Source organism: Glaciimonas sp. Gout2, from assembly GCF_035018905.1.
GTDB lineage: Bacteria > Pseudomonadota > Gammaproteobacteria > Burkholderiales > Burkholderiaceae_D > Glaciimonas.
This window is the reverse complement of record NZ_JASJXA010000008.1, coordinates 12,311-31,467: the sequence shown is the minus strand read 5'-3', so window position 1 is coordinate 31,467 and position 19,157 is coordinate 12,311. Positions and strand designations below refer to the sequence as shown.

Sequence of the window (19,157 nt, the reverse complement as noted above, 5' to 3'; positions counted from 1 at the left end):
TTTAGACGCGTTTATCAATGCATTTTTCAATTTATCCCGTTTTTCCTAAGTGCGTTTGCGCACTCCCGAACCAAAGCCGGACCGCGATAAATCAGTCCGCTATATAGCTGTATGAGCGCTGCACCAGCCGCCATTTTGGTCTGCGCATTGGCACCGCTCAAAATTCCACCCACGCCAATAATCGGGATCGCATCACCCAACTCAGCACGCAGTTGGCGCACGACGGTGTTGGATAATTCAAACACTGGCGCACCTGATAGACCACCAGCTTCATTCTCATGCGCAAGTCCTTTGACTGCATCACGCGTGATGGTTGTATTGGTCGCGATGACGCCATCCATTTTGTGACGCAGCAACGCATCTGCGATAGTTTTAACTTGTTCTGCGTCGATATCCGGGGCAATTTTTAACACGACCGGTACATAACGTTTGTGCTGGTCCGCCAGCTTCTGCTGCGCATGCTTGAGTTGTGACAAGAGTGCGTCGAGTTCTGATGCACCTTGTAGTTGACGCAGGTTTTTGGTGTTCGGTGACGAGATATTGACCGTGACATAGGTTGCGTACGGATAGACTTTTTCCAGGCAAAAAAGGTAATCGTCTGCGGCGTTTTCAATTGGCGTGGAGGCATTTTTGCCGATGTTTAACCCGAGCACACCAGTACGTTCCTGATAAAACTTCGACGATTGCACGTTTTTGACAAATGCATCGACGCCACCGTTGTTAAAGCCCATGCGATTGATGAGGGCGTTGGCAGCGGGGAGGCGAAACATGCGTGGTCGCGGGTTGCCTGGCTGGGCTTTTGGCGTCACAGTGCCGATTTCAATCGAACCGAATCCCAGCGCAGCCAGGCCGTCAATCGTAGATCCATCTTTATCCAGTCCGGCGGCCAGTCCGATCGGGTTGGGAAAGGTTATTCCCATGACGATGCGCGGATCTGGGGCTGGTTTTGGTAATAGTGCTGTAAGTCCCATTGACTGAGCACGACGTAAACCTGCCATGGTCAGATGATGGGCGGCTTCTGGATCGAGTGAGAATAGGGCGGGGCGGGCAAGGTTGTACAGGAGTTTGGAAGGCACGGTAGGCTGAGCGGTAACGGTTGTATAGAACTGGTTGGTGGGCCGGCAATAAGACAAGGGAATGGTCCCATTTTTTAGTTTACGTCGGCGAATTTCACTATTCTAACGTACCCCATTCATTTTCCCTTAACGCTTCCAGTGGTCGGAAGTTTATTTTGTATGCCATTTTAAGGCTATCTTTGATCCAATAGCCAAGATAGACATACGCCATGTCGAGTTGTTGCGCCTGTTTGATCTGCCATAAAATACTGTAAGTACCAAAGGATGCACCGATCACGTCTGGGTCATAAAACGTGTAGACCGAAGATAGTCCGTCATTGAGCACGTCAATGATGCTGATCATTCGTAACGTGCCGTCTGGTTCGCGAAACTCGACCAAACGGGTATTGACCTTACTTTGCAGCAAAAATTGCGCGTATTGATCCCGACTGTCCTGATCCATACCACCACCTGCGTGACGTGAAATTTGATAACGTAAATAGAGTTCGTAGTGCTCATGTACGTAAGCAAGATTGGTGACTAAGCCGGTCAACTGACGATGTTTCTCCCAAGCTCGGCGCTGACTGCGATTAGGGATGAACGCGTTGACCAGTGTGCGCACAGGCGTGCAGGCATGGCAGCCATCGCAACAAGGTCGATAGGTGAAAATGCCGCTGCGTCGAAAGCCATTTTTGACTAGTTCGGAATAGACATCGGCATTGATCAGGTGCGACGGCGTCGCTACCAGTGAGCGTGCCTGGCGCCCATCCAGATAGCTACAAGCGTACGGTGCCGTTGCGTAAAATTGGAGGGTTGAAAATGGGAGATCTTTTAAGTGCGTCATGTACCTATTCCTGACCGGTTCAATAGTTCGGACTTTCGCAAACCGCTCCGGCAACGTTGAGCTTTCCTAGCCGTCTATGCGGCCCGATACTAACGTACTGTGTTTTTCCGGAGAGGATACAAACCCGTTGTCGGGATCATTTTGCGTATTTCCTATAGCTGTAATTTACACCGTAAGCGCAATGTCGTGTTGGTGGCGCGCTCCTGGCACCAACCCGAAAACTGCAATAGCTTGCCAAATTTACTTACCAGCTAGTAAGTCCATGCTTACTAATCTTGTTATGGGAACAATGGTATCGGTCGCCAGTTGTGAATTTGTGGATGATTTATCGCTTCGGTGAGATGTCGCATAAAGGCGTCGCGAGAAATGGGAACCGCACCTAGCGAAGCAAGATGCGGCGTCTCCTGCTGGCAGTCAATCAGCGTAACGCCGTTTTGACGCAGAAAGTGAACCAGGTAGGCCAGTGCAATTTTGGAGGCATCGGTGACACGCGCGAACATTGATTCACCATAAAACATCCGTCCGATGCTGACACCATAAGCGCCTCCAACCAACTTGCCATCAAGCCAGACTTCCACTGAGTGCGCATAACCGAGGTGGTGAAGTGCCCGATAGCCCTCAATGATCTCATCTGATATCCATGTGCCTTGACCATCTCGCCGTGGCGCGGCGCATGCATGCATGACCTCCTCAAAAGCAAAGTCAAAGCGAATCTGCCAGCGACGATCAGCGCGATTACGGTGGATTTTCTTTAAGGTTTTTTTTAAGCTGGCAGAGTATTTGAAGCGTTCGGTTTCCAGCACCATGCGCGGGTCTGTACTCCACCAAAGGATAGGCTGGCCTTCAGAAAACCATGGAAAGATGCCATGTCGATAGGCGTTAAGCAACCGCTGCGGCGAAAGATTAGCCCCCGCAGCGAGTAGTCCGGGCGCACCATCGTCCGGTCCCAATGCCTCTGACACGTCTGGAAATGGTGTGTCAATTTCTAACCAGGGAATCATCGTCGGTCCCTGACCGTCTTGTGGGCGCTTTTGATTACCATTTTAAGGAAGTGAGCAGCGTTAAATCGCGTTTTTCTCATAGTCAACTATTTTTGAATATCAAAAATTTTCCCTGTGCACTATTACATCAGAATGCTTATTGGGAAATTTTACTGAACTGGTAGTATGTATCTGATTAACTCATCCTCGTCGTTTGATTTTTCTTGATAAAAAAGTAATGACACGTTGAGTTCTGAAGATGCATGCATCCAAGTTTGCCATATTAACCACTTCTGCCCAACCTATAAGGATGAGAATGCATGTTGCCGAGCAGTAAATGGTGCAAGGAACGCGCCTTGCATCATTTTTGTGCGCGATAATATTGATAGTTGAACGCCGCGCCTAATTGACGCTTAATGGTCGAACCTTTTTGTTGGCCCGAAATTTGCTGTAATGGAATATGCTGTAATTAGTCACAATTAACATTATCCAAGAGATTGAGATATTAGCCACTATGCATGAATTCTCCTCTTTGGTATCTTCGGCCCCAGTGTTCGGACGGCCGAATAACGAAAGCGTTACGCCCTCCTTACGAACCCCGCTCTCCGAAGCCATTGTTCCCGATTTTAGTGAGCAAGCAGCGTTCTTTGGGCGCTGGTGGTTCGACGTTAAGACCGATCAGTTGGTATTGTCGGTTAATGCCGCGCGCATGTTGGGAGTCGAGGCGGGATGGTATCCATCTCTAAAAAATTGCTTAATTAGCATGCCTCCGGAAGATTTAAAAGTTTTGGAGGCGACGCTCAAAACGGACAGTCTGGAAGGCGAGTCGGTCGACCGTGAGTTTCGCGTTGTCACTGAGAAGTATGGTATGCACTGGTTCCGCCTGATGTCATTGCCTCAGTCCGCCAGGAAGCACGCGGTCCGTAGTGGCGTTTTGTTAGAAACGACTGCTTCAAAGCATGTCGCGATACGTGAGCGGCTGAGTTTTGAGTGCACCCAATTTTTGTTAAGTACCGATACTTTAGGTGTTGCTGTCACCAAAGTTATTAAAGTGGTATGTGAGAATTTAGGTTGGGAATGGGGTGCTTATTGGGCTTTAGATCGCCCATTGGAGTCTGATCTGGCTGGCTCGCAGCAACTTTTATGTAAGCATTTCTGGCACAACCCCCAATACTCGCTCGAAGCGTTCAACGAAGAAAGCGCCGCATTGAGGATGGCCGCGGGCATTGGCACAGTGGGTTTGGTGTGGCAATCCGGCGAGGCGCGTTGGATTGAAAATCTGGGAAGCGCGCCGGGCTTCTTGCGTCACAATGGCGCTGTCAAGTGCGGATTGCGGTCTGGCTACATCTTTCCGGTCGTGTATGTGACGGAGGGCGGTCAGCGGCATAGTCCCGGGGTGCTGGAATTTTATAGCAAACTCTCCCGCCAGCACGAAGCCCAGCTACCGATTCTTTCCGAGACAATAGGTGTATTGATCGCCCAGACTGCACAACGACTTGAGCAGCAGGAAACCATTCGGCAGTTAGCGCAGATTGACGGATTGACGGAGTTGGCAAACCGCACCTATTTTTATCATATGCTCGATAACACTTGTCAGAATTCGACCATTGCGGGAACATCGTTTGGCTTAATCTTTATCGATCTGGATCGTTTTAAGCCAGTTAATGATGCGTTCGGTCACGAAGCCGGTAATGTAGTGTTGCAGGAATTTGCAAGGCGGTTACAGCTACTTGTTCCATCAGGAAGTTATGTCGGGCGGCTTGGAGGGGACGAATTCGCGATTTTGTTGATACCGGATGGTGCCACGCAGCCATTAGACCAGCAATTGAATGCGTTGGCATCGAAGGTATTGCAAGCAGCGTGTATGCCGTTTCTGTTTGACGGCAATGATATGACGGTGTCGGCCAGCGTGGGCATCAGCATCTTCCCGGAAAATGGGATGACCAGTCCGGAACTGTTGCGCAGCGCCGATGCCGCAATGTATCGTATTAAAAAGAATGGCAGAAATGCGCTCAGCTTTTTTTCGAATAGTACTTCCCATACTTTAGCGATTGAACAATCCGACGTAGCGCAACGGATGACCATGGAGGCCGAACTGCATCAGGCGCTGACTGATAATGCATTCTTTCTCGAATACCAGCCCATATTTAATGATAGCGATCAGAAGATGCACGCCGTTGAAGCGCTTATCCGCTGGCGCAGGGCAAACGGCGATATCGTCAGGCCGGACATTTTTATTCCGATTGCTGAACAAAGCAGTCTGATCATCAATATCGGACGCTGGGTGTTGCGTCAGGCGTGCCGAGATCTTGCATATTTGCATCGTTCGGGATTGAGTAACCTAGAAATGCATGTCAATATGGCGGCGCCGGAATTTACGAGTAATGATTTGCCGGATGAGCTGACCGTCATCTTGAAAGAGTTTGGCATCGGGACCCATCATCTTTGCCTTGAGCTGACAGAAGGTATGTTGATGCAGCAACCCGAAAAGGTGATTCCTGTTATGCAGGCACTGCGTGAGCTCGGTGTAGGGATTAGTCTTGATGATTTTGGCGTTGGTTACTCGTCGCTCTCAAGGCTCAAAAGATTGCCGATTTCTTCTATTAAGATCGACCGCTCATTTGTTGATGGTCTACCGCATTTAAGGGAAGATAGAGCGATCGTACGCGCCATGATTGAGCTTGGCCGCCACATGAAATTGGGCGTCATTGCCGAGGGCGTTGAAACGGATGATCAATTGGTTTTTTTGCGTCAATACGGTTGCAATTTAATTCAGGGATTTATATTAAGCCGGCCAATGCCGCTCGATGCGTTGATTGCTTCCTATCTGCCACGTAGATAGACCGAACATTTGTTGGCTTGTCAGGATAAACGAAGTCTAACCCCGACAAGTTTTTAAGGTAGATAGTAGTTTCTTAATCTAGCGCCGGATTAGAAAACTACTTGCTGCGCATCGGCTTATAGATGTCTTCGGTATGGAGCCCGAAACTGGCACCATTTTTTTGCACTAGTTTGAGATCGTTAAAGAAAGCCTTCAGCGTGGTAGCAACAGTTGGGAAGGCAATATCTTCCCAAGGAATTTGCGCTTCGGTAAACATCTCCACTTCAAGACTCTCGATGCCAGCCGCGTAATCAAGGTCGAGCAAAGTCGCCCGATAAAATAAATGTACCTGATGAACGTGCGGGACATTGATCATGGAGAAAAGCCCATGCAGGGTGATTTTGGCACCGGCTTCCTCTTCTGTTTCGCGGCGTGCAGCATCCTCAGTGGTTTCGTCGTTCTCCATGAATCCAGCCGGAAGCGTCCAGTAACCGAGTCGCGGTTCTATAGCGCGTTTGCACAACAATATACTTATTTCTCCATCGTGCTCCCATACCGGAATTGAGCCAACCACCATCTTCGGATTCTGATAATGGATCGTGCCGCAATTGCTGCAGACAAAGCGTGAACGCGTGTCGTCAGGTGGGATTTGCAGGGATACAGGATGCGCGCATTCGGAGCAAAATTTCATAGGTAGCGAATTAAAGGTCTGGGCACAATGTTTTGAAAGGCACATCATTCATTATGCGTTGAAAGGAATTGTTACTATAAACAAGGTGTTTCATTTAGCCTGCTTTTTTTACCTGACATGGAAGTGTATCACCGCACCATCTAAATGCGCTTTCTGACTATAACGTTTGCTATATTAATCAAACCAGCTTATACTCTCATTCCTCAGACGCGGGGTGGAGCAGTCTGGCAGCTCGTCGGGCTCATAACCCGAAGGTCGTAGGTTCAAATCCTGCCCCCGCAACCAATAGTCGAAACCGCTGATCAGCTTTGTTGCTCAGCGGTTTTTGCTTTTTAAGAACGGTTTTTTAACAACTAGCCCGCGTTACCCTCATTAGTCCGAATTTTCCCTGTTAATCACATCCTTATCAACGTTTTTACCTTCCAGTTCGCCTTTTTCTCCGTTGCGTTAATATGTTGTTATTATAAAAGCATCGTCGTTGCTAAGGAGCGAAGATGAAAAACCGTAAATGCTTCATACGCGTTGGCATAGGTGGCTGGACTTACGCCCCTTGGCGTGACAACTTTTATCCGGCAGGTCTGGCTCATGCCCATGAACTGGAATACGCCAGTCGCCAAGTCACTGCAATCGAAATAAACGGTACTTACTACAGTACGCAAAAGCCCGCTACGTTCGCACGATGGGCGGCAGAAACGCCAGATGGCTTTCTCTTTTCGGTGAAAGCACCGCGTTATAGCACCAATCGGCGGATACTGGCGGATGCCGGTGAGTCTGTTGAGCGCTTTATTCAGAGTGGTATAGCGGAACTTGGAGAAAAATTAGGCCCGGTTTTATGGCAATTACCACCCACCAAACACTGTGATATTGCTGACATCACTGCTTTTGTTTCACTACTTCCGAATAAAATTGACGGTATAAAACTGCGTCATGTACTGGATGTGCGACATGATAGTTTTATGATCCCTGATTTTTTTAAATTGATGCGGAAATACAAAATTGCGAGCGTTTTCACCGATTCAAGAGATTATCCTTCCTTTGCAGATTTCAGTACCGATTTTGTCTATGCAAGACTGATGTGTAGTCAATCTGAAATAAAGTCAGGTTACTCTCCCGAGTCGCTTGATACGTGGGCGACCCGCTTTAACAAACTTGCTGTAGGGAGTAGTGCGGTTGATCAGGATGTGTTTCCACGCATCACTCCCCAGACGAAGCAAGACGTGGCACGCGATGTGTTTGTATTCTTTATCAACGGTGCCAAAGAACGTGCACCGGCTGGCGCAATCGCCTTGCTTGAGCGATTGGGTTGAGCTGCACTTGAAATGCTGTTTATACTCTGCGACGAAACAATGCGTGAGTTGTTATTTTTTTCTGATAAATTACTGACAGCGCGGACCTTTTGATATCCGCGCCGACGCCATCATGCATCAATCCAGCCCACGTATTCTGTCACCGTTGAAGCGCGGCAATCGCCAGTGAAATCGCATTGCCAATAATCGAAACAAGAAGCCCGTTCCGATCGCGATCAAGGACGCGACATTGGTATCGACTTTTATCCAAAGTAGGCCAACATATAAAGCACCGGTTAGTAGCGATACAGTGGCGTATAGTTCGCGTCGTAACACCCATGGAATTTCGTTACATAATACGTCTCGTAACAACCCGCCAAAAACACCGGTAATCAAGCCAGCCATGATGACGATACCCGGCGTCATACCACTAGCCATCGCAACGTTGCACCCTATCACCGTAAATGCCACCAAGCCCAAGCCATCAACTACTAAAAACACCGTCCGTAAATGATGGAGAACGCGCGCCACCACCGCAGTGACGATCGCTGCGCTAATGGTGAAGAGTAAATATTCCGGATTGGCGATCCAACTTAATGGGTAGTGGCCCAACAACACATCGCGCATTGTTCCGCCACCTAATGCGGTGACTGTGCCAATCATGCAAATTCCAAAAAGATCCATATCGCGGCGCATACCCATGATCGCGCCTGACATCGCCTCTGCAACAATCGCTATCAGGTAGATGGTATGTAAAAGCAAGTATTATCCTTCACAAAAAAAAGTGTATGAATCGGGTTGGTCTTACCGATTGCAACCTGCTTAATCTCTTTAAAAGCAACCGTAACCGGGGCGGATAGGTTGCTTTAGATATTCATTTACGCATCTAAATGTCAATTTCAGCGCTGCTCCTTCGCCCGCTAGTGAGTATTGGCGATAGATTCTCAGGTTCTTAAAAGAGTATTTATTCCAAGATAACGCAAGAAAAGAGGGATGTCACTTTTTTATGAAGTGATGACGTTATTACTGCGCCAGAGATGTCTTCAAAAAAACATCAATCGCGCTATGTCGACTCATTCTCATAAAGAGGATTGTGTTTCATTTTTTTGCTTATGGTGAGTCTATATAAGCTAAGAATAGTCTCTATCACGCTCCGGGTTTGTCCCATTACCTTCTTCATTCGCACCCACGATAATGGGTGACGTTATCTTTTATGCCCGTTTTTGCACTTCTCGAAACGTGTCAATTTCAGTTTTTTTCGCCAGGAAATTTGATTCAAGCGTATTCGTAGATGTAAGCCAAGAATCTTCTTATTTTTATAATTTTATTTCATCAGATTAAATCGTTCTACTTCGATTTTTCTATTTATTTCAGACCGTAAAATGACCTCAATAAAAAAAACACTCCGATTGGTAGCCATATCAACAGTTATGTCCCTTATTTACTGCGCATCGGCGTATTCAATTGAGGAGAACCAATTATTTCAACTAGAACAGACCGATATCGACTCTCCAATAAATACGGCTGCTGCGGCGGCTAGTAGCGGCTTGGCAGAAATATTGGCAGCGCCAGCGACCGCATCAGTGCGCCTGGCGACGGCTACACCTTTACTGGTGAATGATCAGCAAGACGAAATCGCTTTGCCAATAGATGATGGTCATGTATTACATTTTAAAAAATTTACAGCAGAAACTGATGTCGATGGCGTCAGTATATGGCGCGGTCAAATCTCATCTGATGAGACTGACGAAGAACATGCATCAGATGCTGCCAACCAGGCCATCCTCGTGCGCAATGGCGAAAACATCACTGGCTCCTTCCACCATGAAGGCCAGCTTTATCAAATTTGGCCTCTCAAAAATGGACGGCACGCGATTGTGAAAGTCGATGTCAGTAAGCTCGATCAAGCAGACGACGCGGTCGAACATCAAGCCGAGCACGCCGAACATGGAAGTGCCGATAATACGCAGCAAGACCAGCAAGAGCGCCAATTCCAGCAAATACTCGCTGAAGCTGGCGACGGCATGCATACGCAGTTTGTTGACGGTAGCGATAGTATAAAGTTAAAAAGTGCGCATAGCACGATTCGCGTCATGGTTGTGACGACGAATCAATCCCGCGCAAAAGCGAAGGACCTGCAAGCGGTGATTAAACTCGCATTTGCCGAGGCAAACCAAGGCGCAAAAAATAGCGGTGTCGCGATTACTTTTGAATATGCCGGAACCTTTGATGCCAGTTACGACGAAAAGGGAAAGTACACCAATATGCTATCTCAGCTTAAAAATACGAACGATCCGGTATTAGGTGCACCGGTCCATGGTTTTAGAGAAAGTCATCGCGCAGATGTGGTGGTCATGCTGGCGACATCAAATACGTCGGCAGGTACGGGGTATGTCAATGCATCAAAAGCGACTGCTTTTTCAGTTGTTGATTATAGTTATGCGACAGGTTATTACAGTTTCGCGCATGAGATCGGACATAACCTGGGCCTCAGTCACGACCTCGATCAGTTCGGTGGTGTGCCGACCAGAACACCTGAGTATCAACATGGTTATAAGCACACCGCCGGCACTGGCGGGGGCAGATGGCGCACTATCATGGCTTATAACTGCTCACCTTCGTGTGCCCGATTAAATTACTTTTCCAATCCAGACATTTTGTACAAAGGTGCTGAGATGGGCACTCAACGGTATGAAAACAACGCTCGACGTTTGGATGAAAGACGCGAAGTAGTTGCTAATTTTTATCCGCCGCTGGTCGATATCACGCCACCGGTGAATCCTCCGCAAGCCGTGGTTGGAAGAAATATTAATGCTGTAAGCACCACCAGTACAGGTTTTGCTTACAAACTCGAAGGTAGCAAGAGTCTTTACGCCACACACTATAAATGGGAAAAATTAAGCGGACCGTTTAGCCTGCGTTATGCTGATAGAGCAGATGCTGACGCGATTGTTGGCAAAGACCAAATCGGCGAGGGCACCTACGCGCTGACAGTTACCAATCAACACGGCGAACAAAGTCGTGCCACTATTAACGTTAGCGTAGTAGAACAAAAGGCTAGTATTACTGGAGACTCGTCAATTATCGAAGGGCAAGTGGCTAACTTGAAAGCGAGTGCAAATTTTGCGGGAGCCTCCGGCGCGGGACCTACATACCGCTGGAAAATTCTTAACGAAGCTGGCCGTGACATTTTGCAAGGAGCCGAACAACAACTGAGCCTGTCAACCTTGCCAGTGGGTAGTTATGATGCAACAGTGGAAGTAGCAAGCACGCATGGTGGACGCAAAGCGACAGCACAACATCGCGTTGATGTGACAAAACAGTGAGGACACTACGCTAGTAATATTGATGAACGATTTGAGGTAAGTGGAAGGGGCGTTCGGTCATGCCGCACGTGGCTGATTCTTCCGATCCAGACCAGAACCAAGCACAAAAAATAGTGGTAATTATCAGGTTCGTGATGTTCGTTTAAAAAATCCTTTGTCGCATTTGCGAGAAAGGATTTTTCATTGCTTCATGGTGCACATCATTGCTATGCCGACTATTTTTTAGTCTGCTTGTTAGCGATTGCCGCCGCGGTGATCGTCTCGGCCGCCGTGATTGCCGTTGTCATGTCGCCCACCGTTCGGGCGTCCGTTACCCCGATGATTGTTGTAATTTGGGCGTCCATTGCCGCGATAATCGGGACGACCGCCATGTCCTCGTTCCCAGCCGCCACGATTCAATTGCCAACCGCCGCGACCTTGCTCCCAGCGCGGTCGTTGATATTGATAACCAGGACGTGCCCGGTTCCAATAGCCTTGTCGCCACACGTGACGACCTCCAGCCCAGTTCCAATAACCTGGCGCCCAGATATAGCCTGCACGCGGTGGTGGAGGGCGTTCGTAGCGTGGTGGCGGCGGTTGTGAGCCGATGATGATATTCACCCCGACCTGCGCGTTTGCCTGTGCTGAAATAAACGCGGTACAGCTTATTGCGGCGAACATTGCCGCGCAGAGGAAGCGTTTCATAAGTGCCCTAAAAGTTGAATATAGGCAAACTATACCCGTAAAAATATTTGCCACAAGCAACGATTCAACTCGTTACAAAGTCACGTCTTAGCGTACGTTTAGACACAACCTATAATAGGTAATTGTTTATTGACCAATAATAAAGAGTAATGACGTTCAATGATGTCGATGTACGCAATCGAAGATTGGCGCGGGTTAGCAAAGTTTTCGTCCTATAACGCATAGTTCTTGGATGACATGCAACCGTGGCGTAACGAGGTAGTAGGCGTGACAGATGACGCGGTATCGCTTCTGACGATAGAATTACTGTTTTACACATGGATATTATTCGATGACACGACCATCACATATCGGCGCAGTTACGGCCCTGCAGAGTCTTCCCGAATGGTCTGCAGTGAAAGACCGGGATGCCATTCAAAGGACTTTTCTGTTTGCCGACTTTAATGCTGCGTTTGGATTTATGACGCAAGTCGCTTTGCTGGCAGAGAAAATGGATCACCACCCTGAGTGGTCGAATGTTTATAATCGTGTAGTTGTTCTACTGGCAACCCACGATGCGAATGGCGTCACTGAACTGGATTTGCGAATGGCGCAATTCATGGATCACGCCGCCGCGAATACGCATAAAAAACCTATTTAGAACGATCATCGATATGACGCAACCCGTAGTACTGATAACCGGCGCCGCCAAACGCGTCGGTCGTGTGATTGCTGAGCGCTTTGCGCAGGCCGGCTATGCAGTGGTAGTCCATTATGGTAATTCGCAGGCTGAGGCGCAGGAGACGGTCGCGTTGATTGAGGCAGCGGGACATAAAGCCGTCGCTCATCGCGCCGATCTATCTAATCCGGTCGAATTGTCGGCCATGATATTAGCCACTTATGCCACGTTTGAGCGACTTGATGTCTTGGTCAATTGTGCTGCTATATTTTTTCCTGACACATTGGCTGATTTTGCACTTGAGGATCTGGAGCGATCCTGGCAAATTAATTGCCGTGCGCCACTATTACTCACGCAAACTTTTTTCCAGCAGGCCCAGCAACGTGGTCAGCAAGGCGTGGTGGTGAATGTCGTTGATCAAAAGGTCCGCGCAAATTTCCACCCTGAGGATTTTAGTTATACCGTGGCGAAAGCTGCGCTAGGAAATATGACCGCTATGTTAGCCATATCTGGTGGTGCGGTACTGCGAGTAAATGCCCTCTATCCTGGATTGATGACGCCTAGCGGAGATCAGACCCAAGCTGATTTTGAATACTCCTCTGAGCGCTCAACACCGCTGGGGTATGTGGCGCCGCTGTCTGATATTGCGGAGGCGATTTTATTGCTGACGCGTCCGTCCTTCAATGGTGCAGAGTTTGTTGTCGATGCAGGACAAAACCTGGTGCGGGTGGATCGGGATGTCGTAAATCTCTATCGGGCTCCGTCTGTTTCATAATCCTTAAATGTGTGTATTGGTATTGTGACCGGGGATTGTCGTTTAATATTATTATATTGATAATATTAAAGATGTTTAGGAGGTGTCTGTAAGGAAGTAACCAACTCAGCGACCAAAGGACATCATCATCTTTTTGGAGTTGCGCGTGTTTGCCTCTACTATCTCTAACGTCATCTCAATCATGCATAAATATGCGCTGTTAGCCGTACTGTCCGGTGGCTTGATATCCACCGCGCAAGCAGTTGAGTTGACCGCAAAAAGTCCCGCTCACCGTGTGGCGCTGGTTGAACTTTACACAAGCGAAGGCTGTAACAGTTGCCCGCCCGCTGATGCATGGCTGGCTAAAATCGGTTCAAAAGTCAGCGCCGATATGGTGATTCCATTGGCATTGCACGTCGACTATTGGGATAGTTTGGGTTGGAAAGATCGATTCGGTGATCATGCATTTACACTGCGCCAGCAAGCATTAGCCGACTATGCCAACACCAAAGTCGTGTACACGCCGGAGGTCTTTGCAGGCGGGCGTGAGCTCAGAAAGTGGAGTACGGCGAGTGCCGCCGAGAGCGCACTTCAGCATATTAACGCGCAAGCATCGCCTGTCGATATTATGATCAAGGTGACCTCAAACGAGGCGCGGGGGCCAAGGTCGTATGATTTGACTGCCATAGCCCGCGACATTATTAGTCCCAGCACCACAACAGATCCTAAGCAAACGCAAAATGCCTTTGTTGCTGTATATCAGAATAAGTTAGTGTCAAAAGTGGCCGCTGGCGAAAATGGCGGCGCTACTCTCCATCACGAGTTTGTTGTAAGACGTTGGTTGGGGCCGTTTGCATTGAAAGCGGGCATGGTAAAGATTCAGCAAAACATCTCCCTCGATAGCATCGGAGGGGATGTTCCGGTTGATCAGTTTGGAATAGTGACATTTGTTCAGGATGCGACGACTGGAGAGGTCTTGCAAGTGGCAAGACTTGCACTGGATCATTGACGGAGTGCGGCTCGCAGGGTTTAGCCAGATTTGTTAGACGGTTAAAAAAGATAAGTTCAGCAGAAATAGTTTGTAGAACTTATCTGCGGGATCCATCATAAGAGGATCGCCGCGATGGTTGCTGACGACTGAAATGGCGATTATTCGTCAAATTCGACGGGATCATCAGGAATGTTAATGAAGCGACGTAGCAATGTGCGCAAAGCGATAGCATCAACAGCACCCATTTTCCCCATCATATCGGCCTCAATTTCCGATCCCGCTGCGGCAATTTTTTGCGTTAGGTCACGGCCCAGCGCGGTGAGGTAGAAAAGACCGCTGCCATTTTTCTCGCCTTGATCAGCCACAGCCTGCAATAGCCCGCGCGCGGTCATGTCATCGAGCACGATAATTAACGGCGAATGACCGGCGTAAGCGAATAGACGGTTGAACTCTTCAATACTCAGCCCTTCGCGTGCAGCTAACGTATTGAGTACAAAAAATTCGGTATCATTCAAACCTTGTTGCGCACCATATTCACGTAGTTTTCCGTATAACTGGAAGTAAGCGCTACCGAGTAAATGGCTCATCGCGCTGGTATTGAAAATACGTGCACCTGTCGTTGCTTTGATCAATGCTTCCGCTTCATCGGCCAGTTCCTTGCGCGTCGCGATGGCATAACTGCCACGCTGATAAACAAGCGGTGGAATATCGGAATGATCGAAGTGCATCACTTCGCCAACCATAATGATGTGATCACCGCCATCATAGCGATAGGCCGTTTTGCATTGCATGCGTGTGGTGCAGGCCGGCAGAAGCGGCACGCCGCCTAGCCCTTTTTCGGTTTCAAGTCCGGCGAATTTAGCCACGCCGCGCTTGGCAAAGCGGTTTGCCAGAGCGTCCTGATCGTGCGACAAGATATGTACGGCCCAGTATTCAGCCGTTTCGAATATCGGCGCGCTACTTGATGATTTTGCCAGACTCCATAAAACCAGGGGTGGATCGAGCGAAACCGAATTAAAGCTATTTGCGGTGATGCCAACGCGCTTTTCGATGCCGTCGCCCTGATCACTGTCGTTGCACGCGGTAATGATGGTCACACCGGTGGTGAACGTGCCTAATGCATTGCGATATTCGCGCTGGTCAAATATTTTTGCAAGTGTTTGGTTATCCGCAAGCGGAGTAGTTTCTTGTATATCCATCTGATTTAATTCAATTTTCTTCGATCAGCATGTTATCAGGCTATTGCGGGGAACTGACGCACTGAATGGTTTGATATGGTTGATAGGGCTAATGGCATGTTGGAAGACGGATGAATATTTTTACGCCATATAAAAATGCGAAAGAATCAGCGTTCGGGTAAAGCGTAAAAAACGCGAAACACGTGCATTCTCTAAAATTAGTAATATGCGTAATTTCCCTAATTTTCCTAATACTCAGGTGTTAGATCTGTTGACAGATATTACCGCATGCTACGATATTAATCTGCCAATCCCGCTAGATAGCTGGCAAACCTCCATCAAAAATTGCTCTATAGGACACATCCCATGTGGATCGATACCCACTGTCATCTTGACGCCGCCGAATTTGGTGGCGAGCAGACAACCTTTGCCGAGGCGGCATTACAGCATCAAGTCTCGTGGATCGTCATTCCTGCGGTTGAACGGGCAAACTTTGCCACCGTAGCGGCCGTTGCGGCTGAGCAATCAAATTGCACCTACGCGCTTGGTATTCATCCTATTTTTGTTCCTCAGGCCGAAGAATCCGATTTATTGGCACTGCGGGCAGCGATCACGCTGGCGATGGATGATCCTTTATTTGTCGCGATTGGTGAAATAGGGCTCGATTTCTTCGTTCCGGGTTTGGGCGAAGGCGTGCTGCGCGCAAAGCAGGAACATTTTTACGTCGAACAATTAAAACTTGCCCGTGAATTCGACTTGCCGGTTTTGTTACACGTACGGCGCTCTCAGGATACGTTGTTAAAATACTTGCGTAGGATCAAAGTAAGAGGCGGTATCGCGCATGCCTTCAACGGTAGCTTTCAACAAGCTGAAGCCTTTATCGAACTACATTTTAAGCTAGGGTTTGGTGGGGCGATGACGTTTACACGCGCCTTGCAGATTCGACGGTTGGCGGCCGAGTTGCCGCTGACCGCACTGGTGCTCGAAACCGATGCGCCGGACATGTCGCCAGCGTGGTTGCATCCACAGAAGAATGCACCGGCGCAAATTCCTTTGATTGCGGAAGTTTTAGCAAAGTTACGCGGGATGACAACAGAGCAATTGGCCAAGGCAACCACCGCGAACGCGCTCGCGGCGCTGCCACGACTTGCGCTGCTGAAGTAGTCGCCGGTGCGGAGTTTCATTCTTGGTTTCTTAATCGGTGTGGTTTTTTTACAGACTCAAGCAGCATTGCCGTCCGCTTTTCTCATCGGTATTGTGTGCTTGTTGGCGGCTCTTGCTGGCTTAGTCGCAGGGATACTTCGGCATAGACTGATAAAAATAACGGGGCTGATTGTTTGCGGTGCGTTACTTGGCTTTTGCTGGGCGGCGCTGTTTGCGCACTATTATCTGCGACAGGAGTTGCCGGTCGAGTGGGAAGGGCGGGACGTCACATTGATCGGTACCATTGCGAGTTTGCCGACCCATTTTGAACAAGGTGTGCGGTTTAACTTTGCGGTCGAAAAAGTTTTACCGCAAAAGGGCGTAACACCAACGATACCATCCCAATTGGCGCTGTCTTGGTATCGCCCATTCAATCATCAACCAAAGCAACAAGCCAATGACGGCGTTCAGATTGGCGACATTGGTCAGATTGAACCCGGCGCACGCTGGCGGCTGACAGTTCGCTTAAAACGACCACATGGCAATGCCAATCCCCACGGATTTGATTACGAAGTTTGGTTGCTCGAACAAAATTTGCGTGCAACAGGCTATGTTCGCGCTGACAAGGCATCCTCTTTAAGCGCAGATGAAACTGTTGATTCGTCAGTAGATGTGTCACTAAACAACCGTCAATTAGACCGCTTTGTCTTCACTTTCGGTCATTGTGTAGAAGCGGTGCGCGGTTGGGTTCGCCAACGTATTTTGGCGGCTTTGCCAGAAAAGAAATATGTCGGTGTTTTAGTCGCATTGGTCCTCGGTGATCAGCGTGCCGTAGATCAAAACGACTGGCTAATTTTTAATCGTACTGGCGTGGGGCATCTGATTTCCATATCGGGTCTTCATATCACGATGATTGCGGGCCTTTTTGCCGCAATCATGTCGGCGTTATGGCGACGGTCTTTTTTTATCGGCAACACTTTACCGTTGCGTCTACCCGCCCAGAAAGCGGCAGTATTAGCCGGTGCGGCTGCGGCCTTGTTGTACGTATTATTGGCAGGCTTTGGCTTGCCTGCTCAGCGAACCTTGTATATGTTATTGATGGTCGCATTGGCCATCTGGACCGGACGGATTGCCAGTGTTTCTCATATTTTGTGTATCGCCCTAATGGTGGTATTGCTACGCGATCCATGGGCGGTACTTTCTCCAGGATTCTGGCTATCTTTTGGCGCGGTGGGTACGATTTTGTATGCTAGCGTTGGCCGCACCAAGCAGTTAATTGATGCGTCCGCTTTGGTTCCCAATACTCCCGCCAGAGTGTGGCTCGATCCTATAAAAAACGGCGCTTATACCCAATATGTCGTGACAATCGGATTAGTGCCAATGACGATCCTTTTGTTTGGACAAATATCCCTGATAAGTCCGCTCGCGAACGCCATTGCCATTCCGTTGATTGGCCTGTTAGTGACGCCGATGGCATTGATGGGCAGTATGTTGCCTGCACCCTTATCGGGATGGGTATTAACGCTGGCGCATATTCTGGTGGATTGGCTGGCAACAGTATTGACATGGCTCAGCAGTTTTCCGCTGGCTGTCTGGCAAGCGCCGTTGCCGCCAGCGTGGACTTTTGCTATCGCGATGGCTGCCACGCTGTGGTTATTGGCGCCACGCGGCTGGCCGTTACGCTGGTTAGCCCTGATTGGCTGGTTACCGTTATTGTTACACTCCGCAACGCGGCCCGCGGAGGGTGAGATGACGGTTACTGCGTTTGATGTCGGGCAAGGTATGGCCCTGCTGATTGAAACTTCCGGGCATCGCTTGCTTTATGACACGGGGCCTTATTACTCGCCTGAGTCCGATGGCGGTAGCAGGATTATCGTGCCGTATCTAAAGGCCAGAGGGATCACCGCGATTGATACGATGGTGATTTCACACTCGGATAGCGATCATTCCGGCGGTGCAATGTCCGTGATAAAGGCGATTGAGGTTGATCGTGTGTACTCATCTTTATCCCCTGATCATCGGATTGTTGCTGTCTCACCGGGCCACACTCGGTGTCAGGACGGACAGTCATGGAATTGGGATGGCGTGCAGTTTGATATGCTATTTCCTGCAAAGCATAATTATGAAAATAACGAACGTAAGGATCGAAAATCGGGCAAGGCGAATACCATGAGTTGCACGCTCAAAATTACCAACGGTGACTTGTCGATCCTGCTTCCCGGCGATATAGAGAAGGCGCAGGAGCGACAATTGATACAGGATAAAGGAGCGATTGCCACCGATAGCGTCATGACGCCGAATGCGCCCGGTCGTTTAAAATCGACAGTGCTGCTCGTACCGCATCATGGTAGTGGAACCTCTTCAACCAGCGCATTTTTGCAAGAGGTTAATCCGTCTGTGGCAATTTTTCAGATGGGTTATCGCAATCGATTTCGACATCCTCAGGCGCAAGTGTTGGAACGTTATCAACAATTAGGCATTCGCAATGTACGCAATGATCAATCTGGTGCAATACTTTTACATTTTGGCAGCACGCTTGATGTGACGGAGTATCGCCAGCAACATAAACGTTATTGGTATGGTCGCTGAGACGATCATTGAGCGTCGGCTCTAAAATTTGGTTTGTGACAAACAACGCTTATGGTTTTTAATAGAGTCTATTAAATCCTGCGTGTGCGTGGATAAGGACTTTTCACTGCCCGCAATGACTCTATTAAATACCGTTACAAGCACACTTACGAATATT

Annotated in this window: 15 protein-coding genes and 1 tRNA gene; 9 read left to right on the top strand and 7 right to left on the bottom strand. The window is 48.7% G+C overall.

The annotated features are described in order from the left end of the window. Positions 1–26: 26 nt before the first annotated feature. The 3 genes from QN379_RS07785 to aat all read right to left on the bottom strand — a co-directional run bounded on the left by QN379_RS07785 (position 27) and on the right by aat (position 2,900). Entirely contained in the window at positions 27–1,076 is a 1,050-nt protein-coding gene (locus QN379_RS07785; protein ID WP_323506409.1) for a quinone-dependent dihydroorotate dehydrogenase, read from the bottom strand. Between the two features lie 97 nt (positions 1,077–1,173). After that, positions 1,174–1,899 carry an arginyltransferase gene (locus QN379_RS07780; protein WP_322239892.1) on the bottom strand — a complete coding sequence of 242 codons (726 nt, stop codon included), beginning with the start codon at positions 1,897–1,899 and terminating at the stop codon, positions 1,174–1,176. 278 nt (positions 1,900–2,177) lie between these two features. Next, positions 2,178–2,900: a leucyl/phenylalanyl-tRNA--protein transferase gene (aat, locus tag QN379_RS07775; RefSeq protein WP_322239890.1), complete on the bottom strand. Its 723-nt coding sequence runs from the start codon at positions 2,898–2,900 to the stop codon at positions 2,178–2,180. Positions 2,901–3,393: 493 nt separating this feature from the next. Here aat and QN379_RS07770 point away from each other — a divergent pair, with 493 nt between their 5' ends. Further along, positions 3,394–5,721 (top strand): putative bifunctional diguanylate cyclase/phosphodiesterase, encoded by a 2,328-nt coding sequence (locus QN379_RS07770; protein ID WP_323506408.1) that lies wholly within the window; start codon positions 3,394–3,396, stop codon positions 5,719–5,721. 97 nt (positions 5,722–5,818) lie between these two features. On the opposite strand, the gene QN379_RS07765 is transcribed toward QN379_RS07770, so the two are convergent. Further along, positions 5,819–6,391, bottom strand: coding sequence for an NUDIX hydrolase (locus QN379_RS07765; protein WP_322239886.1), 573 nt, complete (start codon positions 6,389–6,391; stop codon positions 5,819–5,821). Between the two features lie 208 nt (positions 6,392–6,599). Between QN379_RS07765 and QN379_RS07760 the strand changes: the two genes are divergently transcribed. Both QN379_RS07760 and QN379_RS07755 read left to right on the top strand, forming a co-directional pair. Continuing rightward, a tRNA-Met gene (locus QN379_RS07760) sits at positions 6,600–6,676 on the top strand. A gap of 209 nt (positions 6,677–6,885) precedes the next feature. After that, the gene (locus QN379_RS07755; protein WP_323506407.1) at positions 6,886–7,698 is read left to right on the top strand and encodes a DUF72 domain-containing protein; all 813 of its coding nucleotides are present in this window, start codon (positions 6,886–6,888) and stop codon (positions 7,696–7,698) included. 117 nt (positions 7,699–7,815) lie between these two features. On the opposite strand, the gene QN379_RS07750 is transcribed toward QN379_RS07755, so the two are convergent. Further along, a complete protein-coding gene (locus QN379_RS07750; RefSeq protein ID WP_322239882.1) occupies positions 7,816–8,439 on the bottom strand; it encodes a trimeric intracellular cation channel family protein in 624 nt (207 codons plus the stop codon). 668 nt (positions 8,440–9,107) lie between these two features. Between QN379_RS07750 and QN379_RS07745 the strand changes: the two genes are divergently transcribed. Then, entirely contained in the window at positions 9,108–11,003 is a 1,896-nt protein-coding gene (locus QN379_RS07745) for a M12 family metallo-peptidase (RefSeq protein WP_323506406.1), read from the top strand. A gap of 234 nt (positions 11,004–11,237) precedes the next feature. Here QN379_RS07745 and QN379_RS07740 read toward each other — a convergent pair whose 3' ends face one another. Further along, entirely contained in the window at positions 11,238–11,687 is a 450-nt protein-coding gene (locus tag QN379_RS07740) for a hypothetical protein (protein ID WP_323506405.1), read from the bottom strand. A gap of 331 nt (positions 11,688–12,018) precedes the next feature. Between QN379_RS07740 and QN379_RS07735 the strand changes: the two genes are divergently transcribed. The 3 genes from QN379_RS07735 to QN379_RS07725 all read left to right on the top strand — a co-directional run bounded on the left by QN379_RS07735 (position 12,019) and on the right by QN379_RS07725 (position 14,108). Then, a complete protein-coding gene (locus QN379_RS07735) occupies positions 12,019–12,327 on the top strand; it encodes a 4a-hydroxytetrahydrobiopterin dehydratase (protein WP_322239876.1) in 309 nt (102 codons plus the stop codon). Positions 12,328–12,340: 13 nt separating this feature from the next. Then, complete coding sequence (locus tag QN379_RS07730) at positions 12,341–13,120, top strand: SDR family oxidoreductase (RefSeq protein ID WP_322239874.1); 780 nt, start codon at positions 12,341–12,343, stop codon at positions 13,118–13,120. A 145-nt stretch (positions 13,121–13,265) separates the two neighbouring features. Beyond that, on the top strand, positions 13,266–14,108 hold the full coding sequence (locus QN379_RS07725; RefSeq protein ID WP_322239872.1) for a DUF1223 domain-containing protein: 843 nt from the start codon (positions 13,266–13,268) through the stop codon (positions 14,106–14,108). Positions 14,109–14,248: 140 nt separating this feature from the next. On the opposite strand, the gene QN379_RS07720 is transcribed toward QN379_RS07725, so the two are convergent. Continuing rightward, positions 14,249–15,289 carry a flavin reductase gene (locus tag QN379_RS07720; protein WP_322239870.1) on the bottom strand — a complete coding sequence of 347 codons (1,041 nt, stop codon included), beginning with the start codon at positions 15,287–15,289 and terminating at the stop codon, positions 14,249–14,251. A gap of 345 nt (positions 15,290–15,634) precedes the next feature. On the opposite strand from QN379_RS07720, the gene QN379_RS07715 reads away from it, so the two are divergent. Together QN379_RS07715 and QN379_RS07710 are read left to right on the top strand one after the other, a co-directional pair. After that, positions 15,635–16,432, top strand: coding sequence for a TatD family hydrolase (locus QN379_RS07715; protein ID WP_323506404.1), 798 nt, complete (start codon positions 15,635–15,637; stop codon positions 16,430–16,432). A gap of 6 nt (positions 16,433–16,438) precedes the next feature. Further along, positions 16,439–19,000, top strand: a complete 2,562-nt coding sequence (locus tag QN379_RS07710; protein ID WP_323506403.1) for a DNA internalization-related competence protein ComEC/Rec2 — start codon at positions 16,439–16,441, stop codon at positions 18,998–19,000. Positions 19,001–19,157: the final 157 nt, after the last annotated feature.

Excerpts from the sequence above, each read along its gene's own strand:
- aat (WP_322239890.1), bottom strand. The coding sequence starts at position 2,900 with ATGATTCCCTGGTTAGAAATTGACACACCATTTCCAGACGTGTCAGAG.
- QN379_RS07765 (WP_322239886.1), bottom strand. The coding sequence starts at position 6,391 with ATGAAATTTTGCTCCGAATGCGCGCATCCTGTATCCCTGCAAATCCCA.
- QN379_RS07780 (WP_322239892.1), bottom strand. The coding sequence starts at position 1,899 with ATGACGCACTTAAAAGATCTCCCATTTTCAACCCTCCAATTTTACGCA.
- QN379_RS07740 (WP_323506405.1), bottom strand. The coding sequence starts at position 11,687 with ATGAAACGCTTCCTCTGCGCGGCAATGTTCGCCGCAATAAGCTGTACC.
- QN379_RS07715 (WP_323506404.1), top strand. The coding sequence starts at position 15,635 with ATGTGGATCGATACCCACTGTCATCTTGACGCCGCCGAATTTGGTGGC.
- QN379_RS07755 (WP_323506407.1), top strand. The coding sequence starts at position 6,886 with ATGAAAAACCGTAAATGCTTCATACGCGTTGGCATAGGTGGCTGGACT.
- QN379_RS07730 (WP_322239874.1), top strand. The coding sequence starts at position 12,341 with ATGACGCAACCCGTAGTACTGATAACCGGCGCCGCCAAACGCGTCGGT.
- QN379_RS07720 (WP_322239870.1), bottom strand. The coding sequence starts at position 15,289 with ATGGATATACAAGAAACTACTCCGCTTGCGGATAACCAAACACTTGCA.
- QN379_RS07735 (WP_322239876.1), top strand. The coding sequence starts at position 12,019 with ATGACACGACCATCACATATCGGCGCAGTTACGGCCCTGCAGAGTCTT.
- QN379_RS07770 (WP_323506408.1), top strand. The coding sequence starts at position 3,394 with ATGCATGAATTCTCCTCTTTGGTATCTTCGGCCCCAGTGTTCGGACGG.
- QN379_RS07745 (WP_323506406.1), top strand. The coding sequence starts at position 9,108 with ATGTCCCTTATTTACTGCGCATCGGCGTATTCAATTGAGGAGAACCAA.